The sequence below is a fragment of the Chiayiivirga flava genome (assembly GCF_014202825.1).
Taxonomy (GTDB): domain Bacteria; phylum Pseudomonadota; class Gammaproteobacteria; order Xanthomonadales; family Xanthomonadaceae; genus Chiayiivirga; species Chiayiivirga flava.
Genome location: NZ_JACHHP010000001.1, coordinates 37,518 through 57,065 on the forward strand (window position 1 = coordinate 37,518; position 19,548 = coordinate 57,065).

Consider the following 19,548-nt stretch of genomic DNA (forward strand, 5'->3'; position numbering starts at 1 on the left):
CAAGGTCTTGGAGCAACTTCCACGCCAGATGCGAGCGCTAACGCACGACCACGGCGGGGCGGATCGGGCAATTCGACCCGTCCCGACACGCCCGCACCCAGTGCTGCAGCCGCACGCACGCTGGCGCAGTCCGTGCAGGGATCGTCGCGGCCAGCGCACGCAGCGCACGCCGTTCCCGTCATCGCCCGGAGCCACCATGGCACGCAAGAAATCCTCCCCGCCGTCATCGCGCGGCTCCGCGCAACGTCGGTCTTTTTCCGCGTCGCCCGACGCGCTCGCGACACAGGCGCAGGCGCGCGAAGCCGCGGCCGCCGCCTGCCCGTTCAACCCGGACAAACCGGGCGAGTACGGCGCCGACGCGGCCGCGCCGCGCGCGGGTTCGCCCGCGGGTTACCACGCGGCGGTGGCGCCGATCGCATCGGCGAGCACGCTGGCCGAGGGCATTGCCAACGACAAGACACGCTCGCCCGCGGCGCGCGGGCAGGGGGCGCTCGACGCGGCGCTCGCGCGCGTGCGGACCGATGCCGGCGGGCAGCGCCTCACCACCAACCACGGCGTGCCGATCGGCGACAACCAGAGTTCGCTCAAGGCGGGCCTGCGTGGCCCTGCCTTGCTGAAGGACTTCATCCTGCGCGAGAAGATCACGCACTTCGACCACGAGCGCATCCCCGAGCGCATCGTGCACGCGCGCGGTTCCGCCGCGCACGGCTATTTCGAATGCCTGCGCGCGCTGGGCGAAGTCACGCGCGCCGCGCTGTTCGCCGAGGCCGGCAAACGCACGCCCGTGTTCGTGCGTTTTTCCACCGTCGCCGGCGAGCGCGGATCCAAGGACACCGCGCGCGACGTGCGCGGATTCGCCGTCAAGTTCTACACCGAGGAAGGCAACTGGGATCTCGTCGGCAACAACATGCCCGTGTTCTTCATCCAGGATGCGATGAAGTTCCCCGATCTGGTGCACGCGCTCAAGCCCGAACCGCACAACGCCATGCCGCAGGCGGCGTCCGCGCACGACACGTTCTGGGACTTCGTCTCGCTGATGCCCGAATCCACGCACATGCTGCTGTGGGCGATGAGCGATCGCGCGATCCCGCGCAGCTATCGGATGATGCAGGGCTTCGGTGTGCACACGTTCCGCTTCGTCAACGCGGACGGCGTCGCGACGCTGGTGAAATTCCACTGGACCCCGAAACTGGGCACGCATTCGCTGGTCTGGGACGAGGCCGTGAAGATTTCCGGCTGCGACCCGGATTTCCATCGCCGCGACCTGTGGGACGCGATCGAGGCCGGCGAATTCCCCGAATGGGAATTGGGCGTCCAGCTCTTCACCGAGGACGACGCCTCGCGTTTCAGCTTCGACGTACTCGATGCGACCAAGCTCGTGCCGGAGGAACTGGTGCCGGTGACGCCGATCGGGCGGCTCGTGCTCGACCGCAACCCGGACAATTTCTTTGCCGAAACCGAACAGGTGGCGTTCTGCACCGCGCACCTGGTGCCGGGCATCGATTTCACCAACGATCCGCTGCTGGCCGGTCGCATCCATTCCTACGTCGACACGCAGCTCTCGCGTCTGGGCGGCCCGAACTTCCACGAGCTTCCGATCAACGCGCCGCTCGCGCCGGTGCACAACAACCAGCGCGACGGCATGCACCGCCAGGCCGTGCACCGCGGCGCGGTGTCGTACGAACCCAACTCGCTCGGTGGCGGATGTCCGTTCCAGGCCGGCGCGGCAGGCTTCACCGCGTTTCCCGAGCCGGTCGCGGCGGACGAACTGCGTGGCAAGCCCGAACGGTTCGCCGAACACTACAACCAGGCCACGCTGTTCTTCGACAGCCAGACACCGGCGGAGCAGGCCCACATCGCGGCCGCGTTCCGCTTCGAACTGAGCAAGGTCACGGTGCCGGCGATCCGCACACGCGTGCTGTCGCAGTTGCGCAATGTGTCCGAGGCATTGGCCGCGCGCGTGGCGGACGGGCTCGGCCTCGCCGTGCCCGAATCCATGCCGCGCGCATTGGCGGACACACCGCAGGCCGAAGTGCGGCACTCGCCGGCGCTGTCGCTGCGGGCGCGACCGGGCGATGGCGGCATCCGGAGTCGGCGCGTCGCGATTCTCGTGGCCGACGGCACCGACGCCGCCGCCGTCGCCGCGCTCGTCGACGCGTTGCGCGCCGAAGGTGCAGTGCCGCGCCTGATCGGCCCGCGGGTCGGGCAGATTGCGGCGCGTGACCGGTCCGCGATCGTGGCCGACGCATCGCTCGAAACCGAACCCGGAGTGCTGTTCGACGCCGTCGCCGTGCCCGGCGGCAAGGGTGTCGCGACGCTTGCGCGCGACGGACGCGCGATCGAGTTCCTGCGCGAGCAGTTCCGCCACGCCAAGCCGATGCTCGCTCTCGGTGACGGCGGGGCGCTGTTCGAGCGGGCCGGCATCGCCATCGCGGATCCGGCGCCCGGCGTGCTGTCCGCGAAGTCCGCGTCCGCGTCGATCCTGCGACGCTTCGTGAAGGCGATCGCAGCGCATCGTTTCGACGCGCGCGAGACCGATCCGCCGTCCGTCTGACCCCGTCCGCGCCGCTGGCGCGGAACCTGCAACACATCCTCGCCATTCCAGCCGAAGGAGCAAGACCATGGCCCGCAAGAACCCCGTCGAACCGGTGCTCGAAGACCTCCTGTACCAGGCGCTGCAGACCGAGCAGGGCGGCATCCGCATCTACACGCAGGCCATCGCCTGCGCGCTCAATGACGACCTGCGCCACGAATGGCAGGAGTACCTGGAGGAAACGACGCGCCACGAGCAGGTGATCACCGGCGTGATCGAAGCGCTGGGCCTTGATCCCGCGGCGCAGACGCCCGGCCGCCGCGTCGTCGCCGGCATCGGCGACGCGCTGGTCGCCGCGATGGAGCAGGCGCAGGCTTCGGCGACGCCGGAGGCCGCCGAACTGGTCGCGGCCGAATGCGTGGTGCTCGCCGAAACCAAGGACCACAGCAACTGGGAGCTGATCGGCCACGTCGCGCAAAACGCGCCGGCCGCGGTCGCGAACATCCTGCGTCCCGCATTCGAGGACGTCGAGGAAGACGAAGACCATCACCTGTACCACACCCGCGGCTGGATGCGCGAACTGTGGATCCAGGCACTCGGCTACCCGGCCGCGCTGCCGCCGCCGGAAGAAGTGAAGAAGGTCGAGACCGCCATCGGTGCGTCGCGTGCCGAGCAGGCGCGCGAGGAGTACATCGGCCGCAAGCGCAAGCAATGAGCTATTGCATGGACCCGGTGGTCACCGTCCGCGTGACGGTGACCATCCGACGCCGGGCGCGACGCCGCGCCCGGCACACAGGAGCGAATCATGAAGAAACTGCTGGTACTTGCAGCCGCCGTCGCGGCGATCGGCTACTACCGCAAGCGCGGACGGCGCGGGACCGCGGCGGAACGTGCGCCGTTGCCGCGCGAACGGGCCGGCGACGCGGCGGCGCTCGCCACGGTGGCTGCGTTCGATCGCCGCCTGATCGCTGCCGCGGACCGCGAGCTCGAGCGCAACGTGGACGACGCGCTGCGGGCGTTTGCGCAGGAGCTGCGCGACGACCACGCCGCGTCGCTCGAACGCACCTTGCGACTCGCCGACGTGCTGGGCTTGGACCTTGCGTCGATGGCCGACGACATCGCGCCGCCGCGCCGTCCACGGCGCCGTGACGAGGACGACGCCTTCGTCCAGGGGATCATCGAGCAGCATGCCCACGCGCTCGAGTGGATCGACACCGCCCTGTTGCCCAACGTCGGCAATGCGCGTGTCGCAGAGCACCTGCGCCTGGTTCGCGCGCGGCTCGACGCACATCTTGCGCAGGCCGAAACGATGGCGAGCGGAACGGACGGCACCAGGGCCAGCGCAACGCCGTCTGGCAGCGCGCGCTCTCCCACCCGAACGCCGGATGCCACGCGTCCGGCACGTGCCGGCGACACGAACGCGAACCTCGACGAGGCATTGGAAGAAACGTTTCCGGCGAGCGATCCGGTGTCGCCGTTTGTCCCGGCGGTGCGGACCGGCAGCGCACGCGGTCATTGACGTGGCCACCCCGGGCGCAGGTGACGCGCACGGAGCGTGATTCCGCCGATTTCCGGGTACGGGACACCCGCGTATGCGTGCGTCCGACGCGACGGTCGTTCGATCGAGCGCGTCATCGTTGCGTCGCTGCGACGACGCCGCGATCATCGCGGCCTGTTTGCTCCGTTCCCGTCCGCGACGGCGCTCGGACCGGACACCGTTCCGTCGCCGAGGCCGTGACATGACGCTGGAAAACGCTCCGCCCGCGACGCCTGGCATTCATGCGGAGTGTGTCGCACGCGCGCCGGTCCCGCGCGGAACGCGCCGTCCCTCTTCGCAAGACAACGCCGCGACAGCGCCCGCCCGTCATCGAGGCTGCACGCACATCGGGTTCGGCAGTGGCGGATGTCCGTCGCGGCTGCGTGGATCGTTGTTCGTCGCATCCGTCGTCGCCGCGCTGATCGGTCCGGGTGCGGTCGCCGCGCCACCCGGCACGGATCGCTCCGTGGCGACACCGGGGGCTGACGCGTCGGCCGAACGCCTGGATCGCATCGTCGTCGAATCCACCGGGCTCGAACGGGCGCCGGCGTTCGAGGTGCCTGCGTCCGTCACCGTCGTCGATCTGCGCGCCGGCAACGACGATGCGAATGCATCGGTGTCCGAAGCGCTCGACGGCATTCCCGGCGTGCTCGCGCGCGAACGGCAGAACTACGCGCAGGACACCCAGCTGTCGATCCGCGGCTTCGGCGCACGCAGCACCTTCGGCGTGCGCGGGCTCCGCCTGTACGCGGACGGCATCCCCGCCACGATGCCGGACGGACAGGGCCAGATCTCGCACGTCAGCCTGCTCGATGCCGACCGCATCGAGGTGATGCGCGGCCCGTTTTCGGCGCTGTACGGCAACTCGTCCGGCGGCGTGGTGCGCATCATCGGGGTCGACGGGCTCGATGGCACCGACATGCGCGCCCAGGCAACGTTCGGTCGCGACGACGGCCGCACCGTCGGGGCGCGCCTGCGCGGCGGTGGCGAGTTCGTCGACTATGCCGTGCTCGCGCAGCGCTTCGCCACCGACGGCTACCGTGACCACGGCGCCGCGCGGCGCACGCTCGGCAATGCCAGGTTGCAGGTGGCGATCGGCGATGCCGCCACGCTGCGCCTGGTCGCGAACGCGTTCGATGCGCCCGACGCCCAGGATCCGCTCGGTCTCACGCGCGCGCAGCTGCAGGCCGACCCGCGACAGGCGGCGCCGGCAGCGACGCAGTTCGACACCCGCAAGTCGGTCGACCAGACCCAGCTCGGCCTCGTCTACGAACATGCCGTGTCGGCGGACCAGACACTGCGCGCGATGGCCTACGCCGGTCGACGCGGCGTCGAGCAGTTCCTCGCGCTGCCGGTCGCGGCGCAGGCCAATCCGCTCAATTCGGGCGGCGTGATCGATCTTGCCGGCCGCTACGGCGGCACCGACTGGCGCTGGTCGTGGCACACCGAGCTTGCCCGCAGGCCACTGGAGCTCAGCGTCGGCCTGGCCGCCGACCGTCAGCGCCAGGCGCGCAGCGGCTACGAGAATTTCGTCGGCGACAGGCTCGGCGTGCGCGGCGGGCTGCGGCGCGACGAACGCAACGAGGTCGGCAACGTCGATCGCTACGCGCAGGCGTTCTGGCAGTTCGCCGACCGCTGGTCGCTGCTGGCCGGTGCGCGCCACAGCGCCGTGCGCTTCGAATCGCGCGACCGCTACGTGACTGCCGCCAATCCCGACGACAGCGGACGCGTCGACTACCGCGAGACCACGCCCGTCGCCGGCCTGATGTTTTCGCCGACGCAGGACCTGCGCTGGTACGTTTCCGCGGGCCGGGGCTTCGAGACGCCGACCTTCAACGAGATCGCCTACCGCGCCGACGGCGGCGCCGGTCTTGCGTTCGACCTGCGGCCCGCGGTGAGCCGCACGGTCGAAGTCGGTGCGAAGTGGCGCAGCGACAACGGTGCCACCGTCAATGCCGCGCTGTTCCGCGCCGACACCGACGACGAACTTGCGGTGGCGCGCAACGTCGGTGGGCGCAGCAGCTTCCGCAACGTCGGTGCCGCGCGCCGTGCGGGCATCGAGGCGGCACTGCGCGTGCCGCTCGGCGAAGCCTGGCACCTAGGAGCCGCATACACGCGCACCGATGCGACGTTCCGCGACGGTTTCGCCCTCTGCAGCGGCGCGGGCTGCACCACGCCGGAAACCGTCGTCGCCGCCGGCACCCGGATTCCCGGCGTCGCGCGCGACCAGATGTCCGCACACGTGCAGTGGGAGGCACGCGACTGGACCGCCGTGCTGGAGCTGGAGGCCGTGGGCGACGTCACGGTCAACGACACCGGCAGCGAACGGGCCGCCGGTTACGCATTGCTGCACCTGGAACTGGCAAGGCAGTGGCGCGTCGGCGACGGCACGCTGCGCGGCTTCGTGCGCGTGGACAACGCGCTCGACCGCGGCCACATCGGCTCGGTGATCGTCAACGAAGGCAACGGCCGGTTCTTCGAGCCTGCACTGGGCCGCGGCGTGCTCGTCGGTGCGCGCTGGGACTGGTCAGCGCGTTAGGTCCGGCGCTGTTCGGAGTTCCGGGACGGGGGCAGGGCAGGGACGAGTTCCTGCCGTTTGCGACGCGCCGGGAAGGCTCCTGCAAGTCGTCGTGTGTCGGCGTCACCACGACAGACAGGCGATGACACGCGCGCCGTCGACATCGAGCGAGAACGTCCAGCCATTGCGTTCGCACAGTCGTTGAACGATGCCCAGACCCAGCCCGTATCCGTGCGACGGTGCGTCGGTGGGCGTCGTTCGCCCGACAGCCTCGCTGCTCACGGTGTTGGTGACCGTCAGCGCGCGCTCCTTCACTAGAATCGTGACCGGGCCCTGTCCGGCGAGCGTCTGCTCGAATGCATTTCGCACCAGATTGTTGACCGCGATCAGAAACGCCTGGGAATGTCCGCGAACGCTGGGCGCCGCGAGGCCTGCGACGTCGACGTCGACGGATTTGCCGGCCAGCAGGTAGCGCTGCTGATCGATCGCACGCGTCACCAGCGGCATCACGAGAAACTGCTCGCCATACGACCCGTCGTCGGTTTCGCGGGCAAGCCACAGGAACATCTCGATCGTGGACTTCATCTCGAGCGTCGCACGTCTCGCCCGCTCCACCGCCTTGGCATCGTCCGCCGACAGGTCGCTTTGTTCCAGCAGCTCCAGCGCGCCCGTCATCACGGTGATCGGTGTCCGCAACTCGTGACTGGCCGAGCCGGTGAAGTACCGTTCCCTGGCGACAAACGCGCTGACGCGCTCGAGCGTTTTCTCGATGGCGCAGGCGAGCACGCCGACCTCGTCATCGCCGAACCGGCCGGACGCGATGCGTTTGTGATCTGCGGCCGACAGATGTTCCAGGTCGATGTCCGCGACCACGTTGGCCAGTTGCACGACGGGAGCGACCGCTCTGCGCATCACGACAACGCCCAGCCCGAAACCCAGAGCACCTAGCGTACCGACGACGCCGGTGATGACGAGCAGCCACCACCAGTCCTCCGACGACGCAGCCTCGATCCCGGCGACATCGAAAACGACAAACGCGCGTCGCTCCTCGTTGTCGGCAGCGATGACAGCGACATGCAACTCTTCGGAAACGAACTCGTGCAAACCCGCCTCGGGGTGCGTCCGCGCCCACGCCCTGAGCGGTTCCGGCAGGTCGGCAACCGTGTCGTAGCCGCGAAGGTTCATGCCCAGGTCGGGATAGCGTTCCGCAGCCCGCTGCAGCTGGTTCGTCAACACGCGGTCTTCGCTCAGCCGGATCGCGGAGTAGAAGGCGAATCCCCAGGCCACGCTGAGTCCGACGACGCACATCGCAAACGCAATCTCCACACGCTTGCGCAGACTGTGCCGGCGCACTACTGGCCATCCTCCGCGATCCGGTACCCGATGCGATGCACCGTATGAATCAGGGGGCGATCGAACGGCCGGTCGATCGCCTGACGCAGCTTGTACATGTGCGAGCGAAGCGCATCGCCGTCCGGGCGCTCGTCGGCCCACAGCAAGGTTTCGAGGTCGTCGCGAGCGACAACGGCCGGCGCCTCTTCCATCAACCGTCGAAGTAGCTTCATTCCGGCAGGATTGAGCTCGACACGCCGCCCCGCGCGATGCACCTGCAACGTCGACCTGTTCATCGTCAGATCGCCGACGGTCAACAGGGCGTCGCCGTTGCGGCAACTGCGTTTGTGCAGCGCCCGAAGTCGCGCATGCAGCTCCTGCAAGGCAAACGGCTTGACCAGATAGTCGTCTGCGCCGGCGGCGAACCCCTTCAGCTTGTCGTCGAGCGTGTCCCTCGCCGTCAGCATGAGCACCGGCGTTTCCACGTCGGAGTCGGCGCGCAGCGTGCGGCAGAAGCGCAGGCCGTCCATTCCGGGGAGCATCAGGTCCAGGACGATGACGTCGAACCGGTTCGTCACCGCCAGCTGCATCGCGCTGAGGCCGTCGTATGCGAAATCCAGGATGCAGCCGTGTTTTTCGAGGTAGGCGGCAATGTTCGCGCAGATATCGCGATTGTCTTCGACCACCAACACCCTGACGGGCGCTGCATCGGGCGCGATTGCCATTGGCTGCGTTTCCTCTACCAGGCGTAGTCGAGCCGCAGTCCGATCAGCGGCTCGGCTTCGCTGTCGTCCTTCACGTCGACGCCGCGACGGTAGTCGAATTCGGTGTCGTCCGTCGACGATGCCGACGTGACGTTGATGACATCGAGAAAGGCCGTCACATCGACCGGTCCGAAGGCGCGCCGGTAGTCGACGCGGGCGTTCAACACGCCGTAGCCGGCCTTGCGCCCCACATTGCGCTCGGTGGTCTCTCGCGAGTAGCGCAAGGGTTGCCCGGGCCCCAGCACCTCGGAATGAATGACGAAGGCGTCCTCGGGCCTGCCGGAAAGGTACTTGTAGCGACCGGCGACCTTCCAGCGGTCGGTGATTTCCCAGGTCAGTCCGAGGGTGGCGACATGCTCGCGGCTGAAGTCGTCGGCAACGGCGCCCCGACCGTCTTTCCGGTCGACGTCCGCATCGTTGTAGGAGTAGGTTGCGGTCGCGTACAGGCCTTCGCGAATCGTGCCCTTGACCACGACGTCGACACCCTGCGACGTGCCGTCGCCGATGTTCGCAAAGGTTCCGCTGGCCCGATCGAGGTCGACGACCAGGTTGGCGAGATCCTGACGGTAGGCTTCCGTCAACACCGACCAGCTGTCGTTCACGAGGTACTCGACGCCGACGCTCGTGTGCGTGATTTCCTCGTTCTCGAGCGCGTTCGTTGCGTTGGCCGCAAGGTCCAGGAATCGCGGCGACTGATGAAAGAGTCCTGCGGTCGCAAAGTACCTGGTCCTCGTGTTCGGCCGCCATGTGACGCTGAACCTCGGCGAGGCGAGGCTCTCGTCGGTGAGCCCGTCGCGCTCGAGCCGCAGGCCGGTGCGAACATCCCATTGCGCGCGCCGGAAGACCTGATCCACGTAACCTGCGTAACTCGTTTCCTTCCGGCGCAGCGACGCGTTGATGTTCGCGGGAGTCAGGACAATGTAATGCTGCTCCGGGTCCGGCCGGACGTCGTCGTCGTCGTAGACGAACCGGATCCAGTCGCCGTCCAGGACGGTGCTGTAGTTGAGGTCGATCTGCGTTACCTGGAGGCCTGCACTGAACACACCCCATCGATTCACCGTGCCGACGTCGCTACGCCAGCCGGTCTCGGTCTCGTCTTCGGTGATGGTGAGAATGTCCTCGCGCACCGGAAAGCTGGAGGCGGGCGATCCCGCGGGCACGAGGTCGGGAAACGATTCGCCCTCCGAACTGATCTTGTCGCTGCTGCGGTTGTAGACCTTGTTGGTCCAGACGGCGTCCTCGCCGATCAATGCACGCCATGTCAACCCGTACAGATCGCTGTCCTGTTCGAAATCCAGAAGCGATGCGTCTTCGAAGTTGTTCGACGCGAACACGTGGGTCACGTCGCGGGTGTAAGTTTCGTGTGTGTCGATCAGCAGAACCTCGATCGTGTTGTTCTCGTCGATCGGCGTGACCGACTTGACGATGACGTCCCTCAGGACCGGGTCTCCGATGTCGAGCTCTTCGATATCCTCGAAAAAGTCGCCGAAATCCAGTCGACGGGCGGAGAACAGCACGGTGGAGTCGTCGGTGAGTCCGAGCGGGCCGTCGTAGCCGACTTCGTTGCCTGCGAGATCGAGGCGCAGGCTGGCCGACGGGCTGGGGCTCCCCTCGGCGACCTCCAGTTTCAGCAGCGATGCAGCCCGTCCGCCGTACGCCGGGCCCCATCCTCCCGGGGAGAACTCCGCACCGCCGATGACATTCGGTGCAAAGATGGAGAAACGGCCGCCGCCCCCGACATCTTCGTCCTCGCCCAGCGTCGCGTCGAAGTGCACCGCCTTGTCGAAGGGAAATTCGTCGACGAACAGCAGATTGTCTCTCGGACCGCGGCCACGTACGCTGAAACTCGCGAATTCGCTGGCGGAGGCCAGCCCGGGCAACCCGTCCAGCGAGAGGAGGGGATCTGCGCCACCGCCAACGGCACTGCGCAACGCGTCCCTGTCGAGGTAGGCGCTGGACGGCGATGCAAACGCGTCGGTTGCGCGTGCCTGGACCACCACTTCGTCCAGCACCGCCGTTCCGAGTTCGAATTCGATCCTGGAATTCTTCCGCGTCACCACGCGTACGCTCGGCTCGTACAGCGAAGTGAATCCGGGCTTGCGGACGCTGACCGAGTAGAGGCCGGGGTCAAGCTCATCGATCACGATGCGCCCTTGCGCGTCGGTCTCGACAGATCGCGTGACATTGGTTTCGCGTTCGGTGATCGTGATCTGCACCGCCGCGAGCGACCGGTCGGTGGCCTGGTCCCTGACGACGAACGTCAGCGCACCCGGTGCCTCGGCTGCGTGGGTGGGAACTGGAACTCCCATCAGGAGCGTCGACAACGTCAAGCCCGACGCCCATTTCAAGTGCCTGCTCATAGTGCTCCGCCTCCGGGAATTGGCTGCTCGCTGGATGAAGCGTTGCGAGACTAGCGACGCCGATGTCGCCGAAACGTCGCCATCCGGCGCGGCAGTGCGTCGACGGCGGTTGCCGGGCACAGCACTCCCTGCGCGCGAGAAAACAAGTGCGGGCGGCGAACGGCATCCCTGTGCAGGCGCGGTGCTGTCCGTGGTGCCCGGCGAAACTCCCTCAACGCGATCCCGGCGAAATCCGGGACGGCTGCACGGTCAGTGCGTTCGCGCGCGTGCTCATGTATTCCCTCACCGTCGTCCCGGCGAACGCCGGGACCCAGTGACGTTTCCTGGTTTTCGGGGTGGTCCAGGAAGACCGAACAACGCCGCTGGGTCCCGGCGTTCGCCGGGACGACGGGTATGGAGGTCTTCGTCGATTCGAGTCGAAACGAGTCCACGGAGCGTCCGTTGACTCGTGAGCCACGCAGCGTCTGTGGTCGAACGGGGTGAGCTGAAACGTTCTCGGACAGCAGTACGCACAGTCCGCGAGCCGGCGCTGCGAGCCGTTGGATCAGAGGCGCCGGACGCCCGCCTTTGTGGCAATGACGCGCGAAAGCGATTCCTCCGGAACGTTGCCGGGGAAGACACGGAGCGGCATCACAGCAGGTCCAACGGCAGCCTGAGATAACGCACGCCGTTGTCGTCGGGGTTCGGCAGGCGTCCCGCGCGCATGTTCACCTGCACCGACGGCAGAAGCAGACGGGGCACGGGCAGGGTGGCGTCGCGTGCCTCGCGCATGGCCACGAACGCGACCTCGCCGACGCCGTCGCGCACATGCACGTTGCCGGTGCGTTCGGCGCCGATGGTGGTCTCCCACGCGTAGGCATCGCGCCCGGGCGCCTTGTAGTCGTGGCACAGGAACACGCGCGCCGCGTCGGGCAGCGAGAGCAGGCGACGGATCGAGCGATACAGCGTCCCCGCAGCGCCGCCGGGAAAATCGCAGCGCGCCGTGCCGTAGTCCGGCATGAACAGCGTGTCGCCCGGAAACACCGCGTCGCCGATCACGTAGGCCAGGCAGGCCGGGGTATGGCCCGGCACATGCAACGCGATGGCTTCCAGCGCGCCGATGCCGAAACGCTCGCCGTCGGCGAACAGATGATCGAACTGGCTGCCGTCGCGCGCGAAGTCGTCGCCGGCATTGAAGATCCTGCCGAATTCGGCTTGCACCTGCACGATCTGATCCCCGATCGCAAGGCGTCCGCCGAGCGCCGCCTGCAGGTACGGCGCGGCGGACAGGTGGTCGGCATGCGCATGCGTTTCGAGCTGCCACTGCACCGTGAGCGCATGGCCGCGGACGTGTTCGACGATGGCATCGGCGGCCCGTGTGGCGGTGCGCCCGGAGGCCGGATCGAAGTCGAGCACGCTGTCGACGATGGCGCATGCACCCGACGACGGATCGCGAATGACGTGGCTCGCGGTAAACGTGGCTGCATCGAAGAACGAGCGCACCTCGGGCCGCAGGCGCGGCGTGTGCAATGCGCGCCGGACGATGGCGTCGGCCTCGGCGAGCGCGGCGTCGGTGGCTGGCTGCTGCGTCATGGCAAGACCCCGAGTAGATGCACAAACGTCGACTCCGCTCGATGCGGCACCGCGTGACAATGATGCCGGCAGCGAGGCCGTCGCGTCACGGTCGGCCCGGTGAGGTGCCGCGCGTATCGACATCCCGTCGACCAAGCCAAGGCAGCGTTGCGCTCGCCTCCAGCTGCCGGTACGCGATGATCGCGATGGCCGCGCCGAGTGCCGCCAGCGCGGAGTCCTTGTGCGCGTCCCAGACGTCGCCCTGCGTGCCGAGGTAGGCCTGCCCGAGATCGCCGCCGAACACCACGGCGGCGGCGGCTTCGAGCGCTTCGAAGATCGTCGCGTGCGACACCATGAAGAACCACGGCAGCCACCAGCGCCAGGAACGGGACTGCGGGGCGCGCCGATCGAGCAGTTCGATCGCCGCGGGCGCGACGAGCAGGCCGTAGAGGAAATGCACGAGGCGGTCGTAGTGGTTCCGGGACAGGTCGAACAGATCGCTGAGGCTGCGCCCGAACAGCGCGTCTGCCCAGGTGTCGTAGGGCACCGCGGCATAGGTGTAGTGCGCGCCGACCTGGTGCAGCACGAAGAATGCGAAGAGGCAGGTGTACGCCGCGTTGGAGTAGCGCAGCACCCGGTACTGCAGCACCAGCGCCGGGACGGCGACGAACACGAGCACGTTTTCGAGCAGCCAGTCCGCGCGATACCACGGCGCGATTCCGAGCAGGATCCAGACGAGTACGAACAGGCCCAGCAGGGTCAGCGGATACCGCGCTGCGGGATGCGGACGGATGCCCGGCCCGTTCGTCGCATGGCTGCTCGCGTGCGCGGAGGTGTTCACGCGTCGACTCTGGCATGCGCGTCCGCGCGGCGGGTTGATGCAGGTCAATCGCGCGTGTGTCGGCGCGGCACGGCCTACAGCACCGCCTCGTCGCCGTGCCGCGGCACCGTCGCCGACCAGCCCGGCCAGTGGCCGATGCGCCGGCGCAGGGCGTCGGCCGCATCGGGCTCCCCGTGCGTGACGAACACCCGGCGCGGAGGCGCCGGCAGCCGCTGCAGCCAGGCCGCCAGTGCCGGAGCGTCGGCGTGGGCGGACAGCGAGGCGATCTGGTGCACCTGGGCGCGGATCTCGACGTCCTGGCCGTGGATGCGCAGCGTCCGTTCGCCGTTCGCGAGCTGTGCGCCGCGCGTGCCGCCGGCCTGGTAGCCGCAGAGCACGATCGCGTTCCTCGGATCGCCGCCGCGCGCCCGGAGGTGGTGCAGCACGCGGCCGCCGGTCGCCATGCCGCTGGCGGCGACGACGATCATCGGTCCGTCGCGGCGATTGAGTTGCCGCGATTCGTCTGCGGTATGGATCATCGTGGCCACGCCCTGGATGGCGCGGCAGTCGTCGTCGTCGAGACGATGTTCTCCGCGATGCGCCAGGTAGATCGCGGTGGCGTCGATCGCCATCGGGCTGTCGAGGAACGCCGGCAGGCGCGGAATCCGCTGTTGCCGCATCAGTCGCGCCAGGATCAGCAGCAGCGCCTGCGCGCGGCCCACGGCGAACGAGGGAATGATGACGCTGCCCGCGCGCGCTGCGGTGGCGGCGACGATGCCGGCGATCTCGTCGTCCGGCGGCACGTCGGTGTGCACGCGGTTGCCGTAGGTGGATTCGATCACGACATGGTCGGCCGCCGGCGGCGCGGCCGGTGGGGGCATGATCGGGTCATTTTGCCGCCCGAGGTCGCCGCTGAACAGGACGCTCGTGCCCGCACCGGCGAGATGCACGGACGCGGCGCCCAGCAGATGTCCCGCCTGGCTCAGCCGCGCGGTGAGCGCGGGCGTGGGGCCGAACGTGTCGCCGAAATCGACCGTGCGGAATCGGGCGAGCACGCGCAGCGCGTCGGCCTCGGTGAAAAGCGGCAGGGCGGGCCTATGTTTCGAGAATCCGTGGGCGTTGGCGTAGCGCGCGTCCTCTTCCTGCAGGCGCCCGGCATCGGGCAGCAGGATGCGGCAAAGCGCCAGCGTCGACGGCGTGCAGTAGATCGGTCCATCGAAGCCGAGCGCGTGCAGCCGCGGCAACCAGCCGCTGTGGTCCAGGTGGGCGTGGGTGAGGATCACGGCCGCGATGTGCGCGGGATCGAAGCCGGGATCCTCGCGGTTGCGCAGGCGCAGGGACTTGTAGCCTTGGAACAGGCCGCAGTCCACGAGCACCTGCCGTTCCCCGTCGCACAGCAGGTACCGGCTCCCGGTGACTGTCTCCGCGGCGCCAAGGAACCGGAGCGTCAGGCTCATCGCGTGTCGCCGGCAGCGCGGAGACGCGGCCACCGCATCAAGCGATACGCAGCCGCGCGTCGACGCTGTGGACGCCCGGTGCCGACCACACCGCGCGTTCGACGGCCTGGCGCTCGTCCCAGTCGTCGACGACACCATCCACCTTCACCACGCCGTTCTCGCGCACGTCGACGTGGATGCGCTCGGCTTCCACCTCGGCGTTGCGCTTGAGCGCATTCACGATGCGCTGGCGCACATCGGTCGAGCTGACCTGCGGCACCAGCGTGATGTCGTTGCTCACGCCCGCCACGCCCGACAACTTGCGCACCTGCGATTCGGCCGCGTTGCGCTGATAGTTCCAGGTCACCGCGCCGGTCAGCGTGATCCAGCCGGATGCGACGCGCAACTTCACCGCATCTTTCGGCACGAAGTCGTCCCACGCCAGAATGTTGATGGCGCGGCGCGCGATCTCGTCGTCTGCGAGCTGCCGGTCGCCGGGCAGGCGCACCTGGATCTCCTGCGCGATGGCCTTGACGCCCTCGACGCGCCAGGTCGCGCGCTCGGCCGCGACCTTCTGCGAGTAGCTCGACACGTGACCGGTCAGCGTGACCACGCCGCGCTCCGCGGCGACGCCGATGTTGGCCGCGTCGAGGCTGGGTTCGAACTCGAGTTCGTCGATGACGTGCTGGCGCAATTCGGTGTCGTTCATGGCAAGTCTCCGAAGGCAAGGGCAAGGGATGCAAGACGCTGCGTATCCATGCTGCGCTGTCGGAACCGGACCGCATTGACCTGCGTCAAGAACGCCACGCTTCGCGACCCGGCCGGTGCGTAGCGAAGCGCCCGCCTCGCCGCTGCGCGGCCTAGAACTCGAACTCGATGCTGGTCCGTGCGCTGAGCGACGGCGTGGCGGCATCGATGCCGAAGTAGAGCCCCGCTTCCCAGCGCAGCTGCCGGCCGGCCGCGAGCCGATGCGCGCCGAGCAGCGCCGGCCCCAGCGCGTAGTCGGTGTCGTCGAGGTAGATCTCGATCGCGGGCTCGAACGCGGGCCGCTGCAGGTAGCGCAGCTGGCCGCGGAACGCCGTTTCGAATTCGTTGTCGACATCGCCGCCGAATTCATATTCGAGCAACGCGTTCGCGGCGGCGACCCAGCGGTGCCCGAGCTCCTTCTCCCACAGAATGCCGGTGCTGGCTTCGTTGCGGTCGAGCCCGGCGGCCGTCTCCAGTTCCACCAGCAGGCCCCAGTCCGAGGCGTATTCGCCCTGTTCGGTCAGCTGCCAGCGCACTTCGAGTTCGTAGCCGCGCACGCGCTGGCGATCGTGGGTGGCGAATTCGGACAGCAGGTAGAGCTCGGTGGACACGTCGTCGGTCCACGCATGGCCCACGCTTGCGCGCTGCAGCGCAAGCGCGCCGTCGCCGATGTCGCGCCATGTGACGCCGTATTCGAGTTCGCTTTCGTGCGCGTTGACGTAGGGGTGGTAGACGCCGCTCGTGGCCGCCGCTGCGGGACCCGCGACCAGGCACGCCGACAGCACGATGCACGGACTACGCATGCGCCCGCCGTCGCCACGTCTGCAACGCGAAGCCGGCGGCCACGGCGAGCAGCGTGCCGGCGTAGAACATCACCTGCGTGGCGTCGGGATTGGCGTCGTAGCCGAACAGCGCGTGCAGGAATTCGCCGAGCCACGAACGCTCGCCGACGATCCAGGAGGTGTCCCACAGCGCCCTGCCCGAGTCGAGCCAGCCGATCTGCAGGCCCTGCTTGGCCAGCTGCATCGAGAGTCCGCCCGCCACCAGCGTGACCAGCACGAAGAACAGCCGCAGGAACGTGGTCCGGCCGAGGAAGGAAAACGCGTAGTAGATCAACGCGCACACGCTCAACCCGATGCCGGTGCCGACCAGCCCGCCGGTCACCGCCGCCGACATCGCGTCCGGCACGCCGACGAAACTCGAGAGGTAGATCCACACCTCCGAGCCTTCGCGCGCCATCGAACAGGTGACGATCGCCACGAACAGCACCCGGTACGCGATGCCCTGGACCGGCGGTGACGGCGCCGGGCCGGCATCGCGGTCGGGTCGTGCGAGGAGCGGCACCAGCAGGGTGTTGACCGCGATGAAGCAGGCGATGGCGGCGGCGTACAGCGCCGCGTTGAGCAGCTCCTGCCCGGTGCCTTCGAAGGCGTCCGCGATGTCGCCCGCGAACCGGCTCAGCAGCCAGGACCCCAGCAACCCGAGCGGCAGCGCGAGGCGTGCCCAGTGGCCGCGCAGGCCCAGATGCAGACCGAGCGCCAGCAGCAGGCTGACGAACAGCGCCGCCTCCAGCGTCTCGCGCAGCACCAGCATCACGGCGTCGAGCATCTCAGGGCTCCACCCGGACCGTGCCTTGCGCGGTCTTCGGATTGAATTCGCCGAAGAACGGATACACGCCCGGCTCCAGCGGACCGAGGAAGATCGTGGCGCTGGCACCGCCCATGATCACCTTCTCGCGGTTCAGTTCGTAGCTCTCGAACTCCTCGGGCGTGGGGTCGAGGTTGGACACGATGATCTTCACCTTGGTGTCGGCCGGAATCACCAGCTCGGACGGATAGAAGAGATGGTCGCGGATATCGATCGCGAAGGTGGGCACCTCCGCGCCGTGTACGACGCACGCGCAGGCACAGGCCAGCCATCCGACCGCCGCCCGGACGCTCACGCGCGACCCCCGCGCGGGAACACCACGCGCACCCACAGCCCGGTGGCGAAGACCGAATCGCGCAATTCGATGTCGGCGCCGTGCAGGTCGGCCACCGCCTTCACGATCGACAGGCCGAGGCCGCAGCCGGACGTGCCCGAGTCGTGCCGGTCGCCGTCGACGCGGTAGAAGCGGTCGAACACGCGCGCGCGCAGCTCGGGCGCTATGCCGACCCCGCTATCGATGACATCGAGCGCCACGCCGCTGTCCAGCAGCACGGTCTGCACCCGGATGCGCCCGCCCGTCGGCGTGTAGCGGATCGCATTGCCGATCAGGTTGCCGATCAGCGAATCGATGGCATAGGCGTCGCCGTGCACGGTGGCGGCATCGCCAAGCAGTTCGATCTCGATGGACTTTTCCTGCAGCGCGGCGCCCTGGTCGGCCACGCTGCGCGCAATCGCGGCGTGCAGCGCGATGGCCTCGAAGCGGCGCATCGCCTGTTCGGGGGCGACGCGGCTGAGCATGAGGATCTGTTGCACCAGGTGGTCGAGGCGCTCGATGCCGGCGAGCAGCTTGTCGACCGGGGCGTTCGTCCCCGGCAGCGCGAACGCGAGATTCTCGCACTGGATGCGCAGCGCCGCGAGCGGCGTGCGCAATTCGTGCGCGGCGTCCGACGAGAAACGCCGTTCGCGCGCGAACGAGGCATCGAGCCGCCGCAGCAGCGCGTTGGCCGAGGCCGCGAGCTGGCGCAGTTCGAACGGCAGGGCATCGGTGGGCAGCGGACGCAGGTCGCTGGCCTCGCGCTGTTCGAGATCGCGCGCGAGTGTGGCCACCGGCCGCAGGCCGACGCCGAGCAGCAGCCACACGAGCGCGCCGAAGATGGGGATGGCCAGCAGCATCGGATACACCGCGGGCAGGATGATCGATTCGGCCATGCGCCAGCGCTGGTCGTCGCGTTCGGCGAGCACAAACCAGCTCGTGCCGTCGCGGCTCGGGGCGACCAGCGCGTGCCAACGGTAGCCGCCGACGTTGAGGAAGCGGAAGCCTTCCTCGAGCGGGCCGACGAGCGTGTCGGGCATGCCGTCCGAATGCGCCAGCAGCGTGCCGTCCGGCGTCGCCCACTGGAATTCCAGTCGGCTCTCGCCGGCCAGCACGCGCGTTGGCAGGTTCAACCGGCCACCTTCGATGTCGCCGCGCGCGAGCAGGTCGGGGAGGGTGTAGTCGAGCAGATCCAGATGCTGGACCATGCGCTGGTTGAACAGCCGTTCGGCCTCCACCATGCCGCGGTCGTAGCCGCGCAGGGCCGCGGCGAAATCCAGCAGCGCCGCCACCGACAGCAGCGTCAGCGTCAGGAACACGCGGATCGACTTCACGGTCGCGGCACCATGTAGCCGATGCCGCGCAAGGTCTTGATGAAACCCGCCGGCAGTTTCCTGCGCAGATGGTGGATGTGCACTTCGATCGCGTTGCTCGCGACTTCCTCGCCCCAGCCGTACAGGCGCGATTCGAGCGCTTCGCGGGTCTGGATGGCGCCGACGTTTTCCACCAGCGCCTTGAGCACCATGTATTCGCGCCGCGACAGGGCGAGCGGCGCACCGTCGAGCGTGGCCTCCTGCTGGCGCGTGTCCAGGCGCAGTGCGCCGACGGCGATGGTGGCCGTGGCGGCGTTGCCGAGCCGGCGTTCGAGCACGCGCAGGCGCGCCAGCAGCTCGTCGCGCGCGAACGGTTTGGTGAGGTAGTCGTCGGCACCGTGGTCGAGGCCGTGCACCTTGGCATCGACGCTGTCGCGCGCGGTGAGGATCAGCACCTGCGTCTGCGGTGCGTGCCGCTTGGCGAAGCGCAGCACGTCCATGCCGTCCATGTCCGGCAGGCCCAGGTCGAGCACGAGGATGTCGGGTGGCTCGGCCTGCAGCGAGGCGCACGCGAGCCTGCCGCCGGCCACCCGGTTCACCACGAAGCCCGATTGCTTCAACGCCACCGTCACGCCGTCGGCGATGAGTGGATCGTCTTCCGCCAGCAGGATGCGCAT

16 protein-coding genes are annotated in these 19,548 nt (G+C 68.5%); 4 read left to right on the forward strand and 12 right to left on the reverse strand.

Annotation, left to right across the window (positions count from 1 at the left end):
* Positions 1-196 precede the first annotated feature (196 nt).
* From HNQ52_RS00135 to HNQ52_RS00150, 4 genes are all read left to right on the forward strand, one after another.
* On the forward strand, positions 197-2,554 hold the full coding sequence (locus tag HNQ52_RS00135) for a catalase (protein WP_183958571.1): 2,358 nt from the start codon (positions 197-199) through the stop codon (positions 2,552-2,554).
* Between the two features lie 67 nt (positions 2,555-2,621).
* Positions 2,622-3,248 carry a ferritin-like domain-containing protein gene (locus HNQ52_RS00140; RefSeq protein WP_183958573.1) on the forward strand — a complete coding sequence of 209 codons (627 nt, stop codon included), beginning with the start codon at positions 2,622-2,624 and terminating at the stop codon, positions 3,246-3,248.
* A 90-nt stretch (positions 3,249-3,338) separates the two neighbouring features.
* A complete protein-coding gene (locus HNQ52_RS00145; protein WP_183958575.1) occupies positions 3,339-4,052 on the forward strand; it encodes a DUF4142 domain-containing protein in 714 nt (237 codons plus the stop codon).
* Between the two features lie 409 nt (positions 4,053-4,461).
* Positions 4,462-6,609, forward strand: a complete 2,148-nt coding sequence (locus HNQ52_RS00150) for a TonB-dependent receptor family protein (RefSeq protein ID WP_183958577.1) — start codon at positions 4,462-4,464, stop codon at positions 6,607-6,609.
* Between the two features lie 102 nt (positions 6,610-6,711).
* Here HNQ52_RS00150 and HNQ52_RS17500 read toward each other — a convergent pair whose 3' ends face one another.
* The 12 genes from HNQ52_RS17500 to HNQ52_RS00210 all read right to left on the reverse strand — a co-directional run bounded on the left by HNQ52_RS17500 (position 6,712) and on the right by HNQ52_RS00210 (position 19,548).
* Positions 6,712-7,941, reverse strand: coding sequence for a histidine kinase dimerization/phospho-acceptor domain-containing protein (locus HNQ52_RS17500; RefSeq protein WP_221281864.1), 1,230 nt, complete (start codon positions 7,939-7,941; stop codon positions 6,712-6,714).
* Positions 7,941-8,645, reverse strand: a complete 705-nt coding sequence (locus tag HNQ52_RS00160; RefSeq protein WP_183958579.1) for a response regulator transcription factor — start codon at positions 8,643-8,645, stop codon at positions 7,941-7,943. The genes HNQ52_RS17500 and HNQ52_RS00160 overlap by 1 nt, the downstream gene beginning before the upstream one ends.
* Before the next feature lie 14 nt (positions 8,646-8,659).
* Positions 8,660-11,044 carry a carboxypeptidase regulatory-like domain-containing protein gene (locus HNQ52_RS00165; protein ID WP_183958581.1) on the reverse strand — a complete coding sequence of 795 codons (2,385 nt, stop codon included), beginning with the start codon at positions 11,042-11,044 and terminating at the stop codon, positions 8,660-8,662.
* A gap of 630 nt (positions 11,045-11,674) precedes the next feature.
* Entirely contained in the window at positions 11,675-12,616 is a 942-nt protein-coding gene (locus tag HNQ52_RS00170) for an MBL fold metallo-hydrolase (RefSeq protein ID WP_183958583.1), read from the reverse strand.
* An 85-nt stretch (positions 12,617-12,701) separates the two neighbouring features.
* Entirely contained in the window at positions 12,702-13,436 is a 735-nt protein-coding gene (locus HNQ52_RS00175; RefSeq protein WP_343059113.1) for a DUF2238 domain-containing protein, read from the reverse strand.
* A gap of 74 nt (positions 13,437-13,510) precedes the next feature.
* Positions 13,511-14,872, reverse strand: a complete 1,362-nt coding sequence (locus HNQ52_RS00180) for an MBL fold metallo-hydrolase (RefSeq protein WP_246387441.1) — start codon at positions 14,870-14,872, stop codon at positions 13,511-13,513.
* 37 nt (positions 14,873-14,909) lie between these two features.
* Positions 14,910-15,560 (reverse strand): BON domain-containing protein, encoded by a 651-nt coding sequence (locus HNQ52_RS00185; protein ID WP_183958585.1) that lies wholly within the window; start codon positions 15,558-15,560, stop codon positions 14,910-14,912.
* A 151-nt stretch (positions 15,561-15,711) separates the two neighbouring features.
* A complete protein-coding gene (locus tag HNQ52_RS00190; protein ID WP_183958587.1) occupies positions 15,712-16,401 on the reverse strand; it encodes a hypothetical protein in 690 nt (229 codons plus the stop codon).
* Complete coding sequence (locus tag HNQ52_RS00195) at positions 16,394-17,206, reverse strand: FTR1 family protein (RefSeq protein WP_183958589.1); 813 nt, start codon at positions 17,204-17,206, stop codon at positions 16,394-16,396. Before HNQ52_RS00195 ends, HNQ52_RS00190 begins: the two co-directional genes overlap by 8 nt.
* A 1-nt stretch (position 17,207) precedes the next feature.
* A complete protein-coding gene (locus tag HNQ52_RS00200; protein WP_343059114.1) occupies positions 17,208-17,576 on the reverse strand; it encodes a cupredoxin domain-containing protein in 369 nt (122 codons plus the stop codon).
* Positions 17,537-18,892, reverse strand: a complete 1,356-nt coding sequence (locus tag HNQ52_RS00205; RefSeq protein ID WP_183958591.1) for an ATP-binding protein — start codon at positions 18,890-18,892, stop codon at positions 17,537-17,539. The genes HNQ52_RS00200 and HNQ52_RS00205 overlap by 40 nt, the downstream gene beginning before the upstream one ends.
* The gene (locus HNQ52_RS00210; RefSeq protein WP_183958593.1) at positions 18,889-19,548 is read right to left on the reverse strand and encodes a response regulator; all 660 of its coding nucleotides are present in this window, start codon (positions 19,546-19,548) and stop codon (positions 18,889-18,891) included. The genes HNQ52_RS00205 and HNQ52_RS00210 overlap by 4 nt, the downstream gene beginning before the upstream one ends.